Here is a 13,297-nt window from a genome sequence, read left to right on the forward strand (position 1 = left end):
CGGTGCTGCGCTGCGGCGCAAATTTGTTGCGGCGGCGTTTCGCTTGTGCCCATATGGCGGGCAGAATGTGAAAGCGGAGGCCTTGCGATGAGCGCCACGTCCCCAGTCCGGCCTGTGCTTCCCCCCGACATCCGCGCCCGCAAGGGTGGCACGCCGCTGGTGGTGCTGACGGCCTATTCCACTCCTGTGGCCCGGCTGGTCGACGCGCATTGCGACATCGTGCTGGTCGGGGATTCGGTGGGCATGGTGATCCACGGGTTGCCGTCCACGCTGGGCGTGACGATAGAGATGATGATCCTGCACGGGCGGGCTGTGGTTCGGGGTGCGCAGAAGGCGATGCCGGTGATCGACATGCCCTTCGGGTCCTATGAGGAAGGCCCGCAGCACGCGTTCCGCAATGCCTCGCGGCTGATGGCTGAGACGGGGGCTCCGGCGGTGAAGCTGGAAGGCGGGCAGCACATGGCCGAGACGATTGCGTTCCTGACCCAGCGGGGTGTGCCGGTGATGGCGCATGTCGGCCTCACGCCGCAGTCGGTGAACACCTTGGGCGGCTACAAGGTGGTGGGCCGGGCCGAGGAGGCCGAGACGGTGATGGCGGATGCCAAGGCAACCGAGGCGGCGGGGGCGTTTTCCATCGTGCTGGAGAAGGTGCCGGAGGGGCTGGCGGGGCGGATCACGGCGGCCTTGTCGATCCCGACTATCGGCATCGGGGCCGGGATCAATTGCGACGGGCAGGTGCTGGTGGTGGATGACATGCTGGGGCTGTTCACCGACTTCCGGCCGAAGTTCGTGAAGCGCTATGCGGAGCTCGGGCAAGTGGCGGATGAGGCGATTGCGGCCTATGCGGCCGAGGTGCGGTCGCGCGCCTTCCCGGCGGCGGAGCATTCGTTCCCCGATGTGCTGCCCGCCAAGGAGAAGAAATGATCCCGATCATCCGGACGGTGGCGGACCTGCGCGCGCTGGCGCGGGGCTGGCGGGCGAAGGGCGAGGTGATCGGCGTAGTCCCCACCATGGGCGCGCTGCATGACGGCCACCTGTCGCTGGCGCGCCGGGCGCGGGCGGAGTGTGACCGGGTGATCACGACGATCTTCGTGAACCCCAAGCAGTTCAACAACCCCGAAGATCTGAAGAAATACCCCCGGACTTTGGAGGCCGACGCCGAGTTGCTGGGCACGGTCCCGGTGGACGCGATCTTTGCGCCCCCGGTCGAGGAGGTCTATCCCGAGGGCTTCATCACCAACGTCACGATGCAGGGCGTCGCGCAGCCGCTGGAAGGCTACATGCGGCCGGGGCATTTCGACGGCGTGGCGACGGTGGTGACCAAGCTTTTTGGCATGTCCTTGGCCGACAAGGGGTATTTCGGCCAGAAGGACTGGCAGCAGTTGCAGGTGGTCTTGCGGCTGGTGCGCGACCTGAACGTGCCGGTCGAGGTGGTGGGTTGCGAGACGATCCGCGAGGCGGACGGGCTGGCGATGTCGTCGCGCAACGTGCGGCTGACGGCAGAAGGGCGGGCGAAGGCTCCGGTCCTGTACGCGGCGATTACCCGGGCGGCGGAGGACATCCGGGCGGGCCATGCCGACCGGATGGCGATCCGCGAAGCGGCGGAGACGATGCGCGAAGCGGGGTTCGAGCGGGTGGAATATATCGAGCTGCGCGATGCCGAGACGCTGATGCCGTCCGACGATCCGCGGCGGCCACGGCGGATGCTGGCGGCGGCCTGGATCGACGGGGTCCGGCTGATCGACAACATCCCGGTGTGACGGTCGGGTATCTGGCGGAGCGCTGGCGCGCGAGCCTTTTGTCTCGTCGTCGGGCTGCGCCTCCTCCTCGGTCGATGGGGGCATTCTGCCCCCAAACCCCCTGAGAGTATTTGGCCAAGGGCAAATGCAGCGGGGCGGGATTCCGCGCTTGGCGGGGAACGCGAGTTGTTGCAAGACTTGGGGCGTTCGGCGGTGTCCGATTAATCGGGGCCGGGATGATGTAATTCGCTGTTACATCACTATGTGATGCAAACGTGGTTCAACGGAGGGTCGGATGGCCGATTTCGAGACGCAGATCAAGGAAAGCCAGGCTCAGGTCGCCGAGGCGCAGGCGAAGATTTCGGCGATCACCAGCCGGATCGAGGCGGCGCGGTCGAAGCTGGACCAGGGCGTGCAGCTGGACGTGGAGAATGCGACGCTTGAGGATGTGTCGAAGCACACCGATCTGATGAACGCGAACATCGCCGAGCTGATCATGGGGCTGGATGATGTGACCGCGGGATTCTCGGCCGAATTCAACGAGATGCGGACGAAGACCGGGATGGAGTCGTTCATCGGCATCTTCTCGTCTGCCAAGGCCGAGTCGATGCGGCAGGAACGGATGCGCGCGGCCACCATAGACGACAAGCTGCAGGACCTGATTTCCAAGTCGGACGTGATCGTGAAGCTGTTGCAAGGGCAGCTTGACCTTCTGAACACCCAGAAGGGTCGCGTCGAGACGAACCTGGCGGGGACGCTGACGGAGCGGGAAGAGACCGTCGCGGCGCTGGAGGCGGTGCGGAAGGAAGTGGCGAGCCTCGACCCGAAGATCATCGAGCTGGAGAACAAGATCTCGGTCGAGCAGGACGCTGCGGCGCGGACCAAGCTGGAGACCGAGCTGGCGACGCTGAACGCGCAGTACAACGCGTTGGTCCAGGATGAGCAGGTGAAGCTGGCGAAGTCGCAGACGCTGGAGCGCTATATCGAGAAGGGCAAGACCTGGGTAGACAGCTTGCAGAACCAGGCGGCGACGCAGCTGGTGCTGATCAACAAGCTGCAGACGGACACCAAGCAGCGGGTGGTCCTCTATGACGCGCTGACTTCGTCCTTGAAGACTGCCCAGCAGCAGGACGTGGCGCACCGGATCAACGAGATCGGGGTGAAGACCGACCAGGAAGCCCAGACCGCGATGGCGGCGATTGGCGCTGCGACCAACGACAAGATGGCCGACATGCTGGAAGCGCACGAGGGGCATATGGTCTTCGCCCGGCAGATCCTGGAGCAGAAGGCGAAGGCGGATGAGCGCTTCGCCCGGCGCTTCGCCGCGATTGTCGAGAAGCACGACAAGAACGCGTATGGGGAATGAGGTTCTGGAAGCAGTCGGCGCTTAGCCTGGCCATCGGAGCTGCCTGTGTGGCTCCGTTGGTAATCGCGAACACCATGTATCATCCCAAGGCTGACTCAGCGACAAGTTCTGAGGCCGTTGCTCTGTACCTCGTTCTTGGATCGTTTGTTGTTGGGTTTGTCGTGTCGGCTGTCGCGTTGCTCCGAATGTGGGGCAAGTTCTTTTTCCATGTCATTCTTCCACGCTGGCCAATTTGGGTCACGGGCAGCCCACCGGAAATGAAATCGCTGATCGCCTCCAATCCGCTTTACCGTTGGGTATTTTGGATCGACGAATACGGTGAGAACCGAGACCGACATGCCTGATCCCACTGTCAAAGACGTCCTGACCTCGGACCACCACGAGCTGTACGACACGCTCGTCGCCCGTCGCTACTTTGCCAAGTTCGACCGGATCACCGGGCATCTCGGCCGGGTGGCGGCGGAGGTGGAGAATGAGGGGAAGCTGACGCGGACTGAAGCTCGGGTCTTGGGGCGCTATCTGACGGCGGTGGCGGGGACGTTCCGGGCGTTGAACCACAAGTACCTGATGACCGGGCGCGGGGAGACGGCCCCCAAGCTGACCATCGACCGGCATGAGAGCGGGTTTCCGGTCGCACAGGAGCTGATGACGATGGCCGTCGATGCCCAGCAGGCGGAGAAGCACCTGGCCGGGATGCCTTCGGAGGCGGAGCTGAAGGACCGGATGATCCGACAGATCGTGGGCGACCAGACGATCCCCACCGCGCTGCAGTTCGCACTGTCGCAGCGGTACTACTATGAGGCGCTGGCGGCGGGGGGCATGTTCTGGGCGCGGAACGACCCGGATGCGCAGTGGATCGAGGACCTGGGCGAGCGGCGGCATTTCCTGGTGCACTGGGCGGTCTGGGATACTCAGACCAACCTGCCGGTGGTGTATCTGATGGACCTGGAGGACAGTGGCAAGCGGCCGATCCTGAATGATGCATATCGCTGGCCGCAGGCGCAGGCGGCGCTGATGGCGCAGTCGGTGGGCGGGCTGAAGCTGCTGACCATTGCGACCGGGTTCGACAAGGATTTTGCCGATCTGCATCCGAAGCGGCTGCGGCGGATCATTCTGGGGCCGATGTATTCGGCGAGTTTCACCCTTCAATCGGGGCCGATTTCCAAGGTGCTGGAGGGCGCGAAGGCGCCGGAGGGTGAGGATTGGGCTTTGGTCTGGACGGTGGAGGACCTGGTCTCGGACCGCGAGGAGGCGGTGAAGGACGGCTGGTTCTCCACCGTCGGGCGGCAGGTCTACAAGCTGGACCCGGTGGCGGGGGCCGAGCTTGGGGCCACGCGGCAGGACCGGATGATCATTTTGCCGGAGAAGCCCTATCAGGTTCTGGTGGAGCAGAACCCGCGGGGGCTTCAAGGGCTGCGGAAGTTCGTCGTGGGGGCCGGGGGGCGGTTGATTCCGACGTTGTGACTTGGGGTCACCCCCGGGGCGCTGCCCCGGACCCCGGGATATTTTCAGACAGAAAATGAGGGTTTCATGAGCACGCGCGACACGATGGAGCTGAAGGAAGAGACGATCCGGGCGCAGTATGAGGCGGCACTGGGGATGGTCTTTGGGTTCGATCATGCGCCGCGGTTGGCGAAGCCTTTGGTGGTGGCTGTGGCGGCGGAGCGGTCTCCGGGGGTTGGGACGCGGCCCACGTTCCGGTCGACGGTGCCGGGGATGGCGACGCGGACGACGGCGCGGCCGGGCGGGGTGCGGCTGGCGGAGCGGATCGAGGGGTTGGGGGATGGGCTCGTGTCGCCGGTGCAGGCGGCCTGTCTGAACGCGCTGCGGCGGTCCCTGGCGATTGCGCTGGCGATGGGGGAGACGTTTTCGGCTCAGTCGGGCCTGGCGGAGCTGAAGCGGGCGAACCTTGAGGGGCGGGTGCCGGAGCCTAAGCGCGCGGAGTTTGGCGAGTTGCTGGCGGGTGAGGCGCTGGTGGTGTTGTTCACCTTTGGCAATGCGCTGGCCTATCTGATTGCGCCGCATGTGGGGTCTTCGACCGTTGAACTGGGCGAGGTGGAGGAGGTGCTGACCGACAATGCTCCGCTGGCGTTGCAGGGGGTGTTGTGGGAGCTGGATCAGGACATCGGCGCGCTGGCGACGGATGATGTGAAGCTGGTGGCGGTGGTGTCGGCCTTTGCCGAGGCGCTGATGAAGAAGGTGCAGATCCGGGCGGAGAATGGGGCGCGGACGTCTGTGTTTACCGCCGGGTCGTGGAAGGTGGAGGCGGATGGGCTGACGCTTTCGGGGTTCAAGCCGGCGAAGGCGGCGAAGGGTGGCATGATCGCCATGGCGTTCAAGAAGCCGCATGAGGTGGTGGGGAACCATATCGCCAAGTACCAGTCGCTGCGGCTGGCGAAGATGCTGATGGCCTATGATTTTGAACGCCGTCTGAACCCGTTTGCGGAACTGGGCGGGTTCATCTTCACCTTCATGGGGGATGGGAAACCGGGGACGGGGAAGACGACGCTGATCCAGATGATGGCGGGATTGCTGAACGATTACTGCAAGGTGGCGGGGTATCCGTTCCGGTATCAGAACTTCAGCATCGATCAGATCGACAGCTATCAGGGCAAGTCGGGACAGAACGCGAAGGCGTTTATTGATGCGGTGCTGGACCCCTCGGTCATCGGGTTCGGGACCATTGACGACATCGACCAGGTGGCGGGGAAGCGGGGGGACCGGCAGTCCTCTGCTGGCCAGCAGGAGGTGACGGCGGTCTTCATGCAGGCCTTCGCGGGGGCGGGGACGGTGGTGCGGGGGAACTGCACGTTCGGGATGTTCAGTAACTACCCGGAGAATGTGGACGACGCCCTGCGCCAACGCGCCGGGGCACGGTTTCTGGTCGACGGGCCGCAAAGCCGGGAGGATTACATTGATATCCTCTCGCTTCTGTTGGGGAAGAACCATGCGATCCCGGTGGGCGCGCATGAGTTGTTCGCGGCGCAGGAGATCAAGAAGGCTGTCGCGGCCAGCTTCGAAGGACATTCGAAGCCGCATGAGGAGGGGCTCTTGAAGGTCTGGGACCGGGTGTCGGGGGAGATCGGCAAGCTCGACACGCTGGCGAAGATCGGGACCTATCTGAAGGCGATCCAGCAGGCGGATGAGCGGTTCACAGGGCGGGCGATCAAGAACATCACCGATGCGGTGAAGGTCCGGGCGATGGACTTTGAGCTGCCGGATGAGTGGATGGCGGAGCCGGACCTGTTCCTCTTCAAGCCCTATGACGAGAAGCTGGCGATGATCCGGGGGCTGATGACTCCGATCACGGTCGAGATGGTGATCCAGGAGATCAACCGCTACGCCGACAGCGAATTCCGCTATGCCGACAAGTCGGACGAGGTGGCCATCGAGGCAATGGTGCGCGATTTTGGCCGGACGGAAGAGGCGAAGCGGCGGTATCTGGAGGGGAAGGGGTAAGCCATGGGAGCGGTGATGCACAACCCCTTGGTTTTCCTGGCCGACTTCATCTTGCCGCTGGTGGTCGCGCTGATGTTCTGTCTGCGCTGGGGGCCGAACCGGGGGATCCTTTTCGCGGTGATCCCCGCGCTGGTCGGGGTGTTTCTGCTGTTCTTCTTTCAGGTCAGTCCGGGGGTCAATCCTGACGGGTCTGGCAGGGTCGCGTCGGCCTTTGGCTACATGACCAGTGAAAGCATCATGTGGATCGCCAGCTTCCTGGTCGGTGCGGCGATTGGGTCGGTGATCTGGAAACTGCGGCGGCCGGAGGGGAAGTGAGCAACGCGCTGACCCTCGACCTCTGGAACTCCATCCTGCCGCTGGCGGGGTTGTGCGCGCTGGTGGCCTGGCTGCCGGGGTGGTTGGTGGGGCGGGGGAACCTGTCTCAACGGGCGCTTGCGCGGGCGGTGGGGGTGACGGCTGTGGTGGCGCTGGTCGTGGGGGCCGGGCTGGCGGCCGGGCTTTATGCGGCGATCAACGAGGGGGTCTGGGCGGGGGTCCTCGCGGCTCCGCTGGAGCGGGCGGGGTTCTTCCTGGGCCGCTCGGCGCTGTTCGCGCTGCTCTGGGGGCCGGTCCTGGGCTTTGTCTGGCTGGTTAAGGCGCAGGAGCTTAACCGGCGGTTGGGGATGCGGATGGTGGATGTTACGACACAAGGTGAGTTGGATTCCTGATATGCTGGAACCACTTTGCACGACCTTGCTTCCATATATGGGGGACCGATGATTAGACGTGAGCTTCTCGTTGCATTTGTCTTTGTACTTCTGGCACTATTTGCGTTTGCACCGCCCCTGCTTGTAGCGCTGGGAAGCTATCCCGGAGGTACACTAGAGAAGATCGAAGCATTCATTTTGGAGAGACAGGAGCTTCTTATTGCTCTCGGAACTCTATTTCTGGTCGTTGGCCTTTCTGTATGGACAAGTCACTTATCAAACCGTTCCGCGGAGAAAAGAGATGCTGCCAATCGAATGCTGCAGGCGGAGCTAAAGGTTGCTGACTTTCGACAGGCGTGGATTAATGAACTGCGAGACGAGATAGAGGAGTTTTGCCAGATCACTTTCTCTCCTCCAGATGAGCGAGACCATAACAGACATACTGCGCTCATAGGAAAGATACATATGCGCCTGAATCTATCAGAAACGCCAGCGCGGGAACTCTACCAAGCGCTCCTGGAATCAGCCCGTCACGACCATTCTGACACAAATTCTGAAGTCGAAGCTCTTCTAGCTGTTACCAAAAAGGCTAACGCGTTTCTCAGGGGGGAATGGGCAAGAATGAAAATGGACATTCAGAAGGCCCTCACCTTCAAAGTCGAAGAACCATGAAACGCCTCATCCAACGCGGTCTGATGTTCGGGAACCTGATCGAGGTCTCCTCGCCCGCCCTTGTCGAACGCTACAACCGGGCGCTCAAGCATTTGACCGGCAAGACCACGAAGCTGGACGATTTCCACATCGACCTGTCCGGCTATTCGCCCGAGATCGGGGATGAGCTTAACGACGACCTCTACCTCAACCCCAACGGGGCGAACCGGCAGTTCATTTTGCTCACCACGGCGCAGAAGGATGCGCCTTTGTTGAACATCAAGTTCTCCACCAGCCGGGGGATCCTGACGCAGTTCATCGAGAAGAACGAGGCGCAGCTGTTTGCGCTGACCGCAAGGGATGCGGTGGCGGGGGAGCTGCAGAACTCGGTATACGCGTTCGACACGCCGGCGAAGCTGTTCGACATAAGGCAGGTGACGGTCGAGGCGGATACGATCGGCGGGCATGTGGCGGATGCGGGGAAGCTGGCGAAGCTGATCGAGCGGTTCCGGCAGGAGCCGGACGGTTGGCGCGATGATGTGCTGGTGGCCGAGATGATCGGGCTGGCGAAGAAGACGGGCGACGTGACGCGGGTGCCGATCTCGCTTCCGGCGATGACGTTCCAGCAGCAGAACTTCTGGACCAGCCATTTCGGCGGGGTCTACATCTTTCAGGGGGTGCGCTATCCGGCGGCGATCTCGACGCTGGACTGGCAATCGCTGGGCGAGGTGCCGGTGGCGCAGGTGATGGACCTGGACCACCGCAACCAGATCGCCGACTGGCTGGAGCGGAATGCGCTGGTGGAGCCCATCGTGCAGGCTCGCGGGACGGATGCGGCGGCGATCTTGCGGCAGAAGATGGATTTCATCCTTGTGGACGCGGCGGACCGGCTGGGGATCGAGATCGGGGACGCTCGGCGGACGGAATTGCGGAAGGTGGCCTACAAGCTGGGTTCGGCTCTGCCGGAGGAGTTTCTGGGCCTCGCGGCGCTGTTGAGATGGGTAGAGGCCGGTGGGCCCTGGCCGAAGATCACCAGCGAGCATCCGGCGTATTTCTATACCTTGAGGGGCAAGGGGCCGGATCGGGATCTGGTGAACATGCTGTTGTCGGAGCTGTCCCCGATGGACGTCCGGCAGATGTTCATCGTCCACAAGGAGCTGTTCTACGCGCAGTACGCGACGTGGAGCGACCGCAAGAAGACCTATGTGGCGGACTTCCTGGCGCGGGAGTATCAGGTGGACCGGGAAGGCGCGCGGACGGCTTTGTTCGGGCCGGAGCCGAGCATGGACGAGTTGCACCGCCCGCAGATGGCGGAGGGGCCGAAGCCCTCACGTCCGGTGGTGGGCCCCTGGGGAGGGAGACGTTAACATGGGTTGGCTACGGCTTGCGTTCTTCATGTATGTCGGGCTGACGATTGCCTATTTCCTGACCTCGATCTACTCGCGGTCGGTTCGGCGCGAGAAGCTGGAGAAGGAATGGGACACCGACCCCGCACGGGAGGGGCTGACTGTGGAGGAGCGGTCGGCCTTCATCGAGGCCGGGATGGTTCATTACGACAAGGGGCTGAAAAAGCGGCTGTTGTGGCTTATCTACATCCTGCCGACGATAGGCTTTTTGGCGACGATCTACTTCATCAACTGGCACTGAGAGGGCGAACCCATGTGGACCAAGATCAAGTGGGGCATCCGGATCCTTGTGGTGCTGATCATCGGGTTGTTCCTGCACTACACCCTGCCGCAGCGCGATGTGGTGCAGATCATCAACACCTACAACAAGAACACGCCCATTGGCGCGAACTGGATGTTCTATTCCATCGAGGACACCGGGACCGGGGTCGAAACCACCGCAACCATCCGCGACATCCGGTTCATCGACGCGGTCTATGCGGACGGGACCAGCGTGATGGTCTACCGCAACGAGGATACCGGCTGGTTCTGGCCGCCGTATTTCAAGTGGGACAGCAGCACCCTGCAGGCCGAGGCGCAGAACCTGAAGTCGGACAAGGCGAATCCCAAATGGGTCGCGGTGACGCATTACGGCTGGCGGTTGCCGATCTTCTCGATCTTCCCGAACGCGGTTAAGATCACTCCGGTCGAGGGGCCGGACGTGACGCTGATCCCCTGGCTGAACCTCGTGATCCTGGGTTTCCTGGCCTTCGTGATCCTTATGATCCGCAAGATGTGGCTGCAGTTCCGTGAGCGGATGGTGGACCCGGCCTTGGCGGATGTGGGCGAGACGTTTGACGCGGCGGGCCAACGGGTGGATGCGGCGCGGAAAGAGGCGCGGGGGTTCTTCGGGCGGATCGGGGCCTGGTTCAACACCTGGCGGGCGAAGAAGTAGCTTTCCTCGGTTAGCCCGCCGCTGGGTAGCTGTTGAAGGTGCTCGCGGTTCCGTCCTTGGCGATCAGCAGGACGTCATAGGCTTCGCGGTCCGACTCGGGGCCCATGCCGGGCGAGCCATAGGGCATCCCGGGCACTGCAAGGCCGATGGCGTCGGGGCGTTCGGTCAACAGGCGCTTGATGTCGTCGGTGGGGACATGGCCTTCGATGACATAGCCCTCGACCTGGGCGGTGTGGCAGGAGACTTGGGTCGGCTTGAGGCCCAGCGAGGCCTTGAGGTCGGCCAGCGCGCCGGGGGCCATGTCTTCGAAACTGACGGGAAAGCCCGCGTCGCGGATGTGGCCGATCCAGTCCTTGCAGCAGCCGCAATCGGGGTCTTTCACCACATGAATCTTGGGCAGCGTCTGGGCTGCGAGGGGCCGGGCGGCCACAAGGGCGGCCGCGAGGCCAAGCAGATGACGGCGAGACAGGGTATGCATCGGGCAAGTCCTTCCTGAGGTCTTAAGCTGCAGGATAGCCGGGCATCGCCCAACTTCCAGTCACGAACGGGAAACACCGCTCGTCGTCGCGCTTCGTGCGCTCCTCGCTGGCGCAGCGAAGAGCGTCGAAGACATGAGATGAGCGGTCGTCAGGCGCGGAGAGTTCCGCCCGTCGCCTTCGTGACCTTCTCGATGATCTTAGCCGATACGGCTTCAATCTCGGCTTCGGTCAGGGTCTTGTCCTGCGGTTGCAGGCGGACGGTCAGGGCGATGGACTTCTTGCCGGGGCCCATCTGAGCCTCGGCCTTGTCGCCGGTGAACTGGTCGAAGACGTGGACAGATTCGATCAAGGTCTTGTCGGCGCCTTGGGCTGCGTTGACGGCGGTGAGGGCCTCGACCTTCGTGTCCACCACGAAAGCGAAGTCGCGGTCCACGGCCTGGAGATCGCTGATCGCGAGGGCAGGGCGGGTGGGGGTCTTCACCTTCGGCGCGGGGACGTTGGCGATCAGAATGGTGAAGGCAACGGCGGGGCCTTTGACATCCATGGCTTGCAGGACGCGTGGGTGGACCTCGCCGAAGGTGGCCATGGTGTTGGGCCCAAGGCCGATCACGCCAGAGCGGCCGGGGTGCCACCAGTCGGCCACCTTGCGGGTGATCTGGACGCGTGACGGTGCGCCGAGGGCTGACAGCACCGCCTCTGCATCGGCTTTGGCGTCGAAAACATCGACCATGCGGCGGCTGCCGTGCGGATCACGTTGCGCGACGGCCCCTACCAGAAGGCCTGCGGCCTGCAAGTGCTGGTCGCCGGGCTCACCACCGCTGAACGCCGGGCCGATCTCGAACAGCGCCAGGTCCATGAAGCCGCGGGCCTGGTTGCGGGCGGCGGCTGACAGGAGGCCGGGCAGGAGGTCGGGGCGGAGGTGGGTCATCTCGGATGAGATCGGGTTTTCGACGCGGACGGCCTCGGTGCCGCCGCCGAACAGGGCGGCCGACTTGGCGTCGATGAAGCTGTAGGTGACGGCTTCGTTGTACCCAAGCGCGGCGATGGTGCGGCGGGCGGTGCGTTCGCGGACCTGCAGGGGCGTCAGGATCGGGCGGGGGACGCCGGGAAGCTGGCGGGCCATCGGCGCGCCTTGGAGTTTCGTCAGGCTGGCGATGCGGGCGACTTCTTCCACGAGGTCGGCGTCGCCCAGGATGTCGGGGCGCCAGGTGGGCGGGGTCACTGCGTTGCCGTTGAGGGTGAAGCCGAGCGCTTCCAATGTGGCGCGCTGGGTGGGTTCGGGGATGTCCATGCCGACAAGGCTGATGACTCGGGCGGGGTTCAGCTGGTAGGTCCGGGTCGGGTCGATGGGGGTGCCGTCTTGCACCACGGTCCCCGCCTCGCCGCCGCAGAGGTCGAGGATCATTTGCGTCGCGAGTTCGAGGCCGGGGAGAGTAAAGGCCGGGTCCACGCCGCGTTCAAAGCGGTAGCGGGCGTCCGAGTTGATCTTCAGCGCGCGGCCGGTGGCGGCGATGGTGATCGGGTCCCAGTAGGCGCTTTCCAGGAAGACGTCGGTCGTCTCGGGGGTGCAGCCCGAGGCTTCGCCGCCCATGATCCCGGCAAGCGATTCCGGGCCGTGGTCGTCGGCGATGACCATCTGGCCGGGGGTCAGCGTGTAGGTCTTGCCGTCGAGGGCCAGCAGGGTTTCGCCGTCCTTGGCGGGGCGGATCATCAGGTCGCCTTTTACCTTGGCGGCGTCGAAGACGTGGAGGGGGCGGTTCAGGCCGAAGGTGAAGTAGTTGGTGATGTCCACCAGGGCCGAGATCGGGCGAAGGCCGATGGCCTTGAGGCGGGCCTGCATCCAAGCGGGCGAGGGGCCGTTCTTGACGCCGCGGATCAGGCGGCCGGCGAAGTGGGGGCAGCCTTTGGTTTTCAGCGAAGGAGCGATGTGGATGCCGATGGGGGTGGGGAATTTGCCAGCGACCGGGGTGGCGGTGACAGGCTTCAGCTTGCCCATGCCCCGCGCGGCGAGGTCGCGGGCGATGCCGTGGATGCCAAGCGCGTCGGGGCGGTTGGGGGTGACCTTGATCTCGATGACCGGGTCGTTCAGGCCGCGATAGTCGATGTAGCGGACACCGAGCGGGGCGTCAGAGGGCAGCTCGATGATGCCGTCGTGGTTGTCGGACAGCATGAGTTCACGTTCCGAGCAGAGCATGCCGTTCGAATCCACGCCCCGGATGTTGCCCGGTTTCAGGTCGACGCCGGTGCCGGGGACATGGGTGCCGGGGGGGGCGAAGACGCCGACGAGGCCGGTCTTGGCATTGGGCGCGCCGCAGACGACCTGGATTTCTTCGGTGCGGCCGCCGGGGCCGTCGGGGAAGGTCTCCACCCGGCAGACGCGGAGGCGGTCGGCGTTGGGGTGCTGGACGGCCTCGATCACGCGGCAGATGCGGAAGGCGCCAAGCTGCGCGGTGGGGTCCTCGATGCCTTCGACCTCAAGGCCAAGGTCGGTCAGCGCCTCGGCCAGGGCATCGACGGTGGCCGTCGTGTCGAGGTGATCTTTCAGCCAGGACAGGGTGAACTTCATCGCAGGCGCCT

14 protein-coding genes are annotated in these 13,297 nt (G+C 64.0%); 12 read left to right on the top strand and 2 right to left on the bottom strand.

Annotation, left to right across the window (positions count from 1 at the left end):
• The first annotated feature begins 87 nt into the window (after positions 1–87).
• The 12 genes from panB to E8M84_RS02070 all read left to right on the top strand — a co-directional run bounded on the left by panB (position 88) and on the right by E8M84_RS02070 (position 10,241).
• Positions 88–924, top strand: a complete 837-nt coding sequence (gene panB, locus E8M84_RS02015; protein ID WP_137109500.1) for a 3-methyl-2-oxobutanoate hydroxymethyltransferase — start codon at positions 88–90, stop codon at positions 922–924.
• Positions 921–1,760, top strand: a complete 840-nt coding sequence (gene panC, locus E8M84_RS02020; RefSeq protein WP_137109501.1) for a pantoate--beta-alanine ligase — start codon at positions 921–923, stop codon at positions 1,758–1,760. Before panB ends, panC begins: the two co-directional genes overlap by 4 nt.
• A 274-nt stretch (positions 1,761–2,034) precedes the next feature.
• Positions 2,035–3,105, top strand: coding sequence for a hypothetical protein (locus E8M84_RS02025; protein WP_137109502.1), 1,071 nt, complete (start codon positions 2,035–2,037; stop codon positions 3,103–3,105).
• A complete protein-coding gene (locus E8M84_RS02030) occupies positions 3,102–3,449 on the top strand; it encodes a hypothetical protein (RefSeq protein ID WP_137109503.1) in 348 nt (115 codons plus the stop codon). The genes E8M84_RS02025 and E8M84_RS02030 overlap by 4 nt, the downstream gene beginning before the upstream one ends.
• Positions 3,442–4,569: a hypothetical protein gene (locus E8M84_RS02035; RefSeq protein WP_137109504.1), complete on the top strand. Its 1,128-nt coding sequence runs from the start codon at positions 3,442–3,444 to the stop codon at positions 4,567–4,569. Before E8M84_RS02030 ends, E8M84_RS02035 begins: the two co-directional genes overlap by 8 nt.
• Before the next feature lie 66 nt (positions 4,570–4,635).
• Positions 4,636–6,564 carry an ATP-binding protein gene (locus E8M84_RS02040; RefSeq protein WP_137109505.1) on the top strand — a complete coding sequence of 643 codons (1,929 nt, stop codon included), beginning with the start codon at positions 4,636–4,638 and terminating at the stop codon, positions 6,562–6,564.
• A 3-nt stretch (positions 6,565–6,567) separates the two neighbouring features.
• On the top strand, positions 6,568–6,879 hold the full coding sequence (locus E8M84_RS02045) for a hypothetical protein (protein WP_137109506.1): 312 nt from the start codon (positions 6,568–6,570) through the stop codon (positions 6,877–6,879).
• On the top strand, positions 6,876–7,271 hold the full coding sequence (locus tag E8M84_RS21770; protein WP_170971822.1) for a hypothetical protein: 396 nt from the start codon (positions 6,876–6,878) through the stop codon (positions 7,269–7,271). Before E8M84_RS02045 ends, E8M84_RS21770 begins: the two co-directional genes overlap by 4 nt.
• Positions 7,272–7,319: 48 nt before the next feature.
• Positions 7,320–7,922, top strand: coding sequence for a hypothetical protein (locus E8M84_RS02055; protein ID WP_137109507.1), 603 nt, complete (start codon positions 7,320–7,322; stop codon positions 7,920–7,922).
• The gene (locus tag E8M84_RS02060) at positions 7,919–9,268 is read left to right on the top strand and encodes a DUF6638 family protein (RefSeq protein ID WP_137109508.1); all 1,350 of its coding nucleotides are present in this window, start codon (positions 7,919–7,921) and stop codon (positions 9,266–9,268) included. Before E8M84_RS02055 ends, E8M84_RS02060 begins: the two co-directional genes overlap by 4 nt.
• A 1-nt stretch (position 9,269) precedes the next feature.
• Complete coding sequence (locus E8M84_RS02065; protein WP_137109509.1) at positions 9,270–9,548, top strand: hypothetical protein; 279 nt, start codon at positions 9,270–9,272, stop codon at positions 9,546–9,548.
• Positions 9,549–9,560: 12 nt separating this feature from the next.
• A complete protein-coding gene (locus E8M84_RS02070) occupies positions 9,561–10,241 on the top strand; it encodes a DUF1523 family protein (protein WP_137109510.1) in 681 nt (226 codons plus the stop codon).
• Positions 10,242–10,251: 10 nt separating this feature from the next.
• On the opposite strand, the gene E8M84_RS02075 is transcribed toward E8M84_RS02070, so the two are convergent.
• Together E8M84_RS02075 and pheT are read right to left on the bottom strand one after the other, a co-directional pair.
• Positions 10,252–10,719, bottom strand: a complete 468-nt coding sequence (locus tag E8M84_RS02075; protein WP_137109511.1) for a DUF411 domain-containing protein — start codon at positions 10,717–10,719, stop codon at positions 10,252–10,254.
• 149 nt (positions 10,720–10,868) lie between these two features.
• Entirely contained in the window at positions 10,869–13,286 is a 2,418-nt protein-coding gene (gene pheT / locus E8M84_RS02080) for a phenylalanine--tRNA ligase subunit beta (RefSeq protein ID WP_137109512.1), read from the bottom strand.
• Between the last annotated feature and the right edge of the window lie 11 nt (positions 13,287–13,297).

The sequence above is a fragment of the Rhodobacter sp. SY28-1 genome (assembly GCF_005222785.1).
Lineage (GTDB): Bacteria > Pseudomonadota > Alphaproteobacteria > Rhodobacterales > Rhodobacteraceae > Tabrizicola.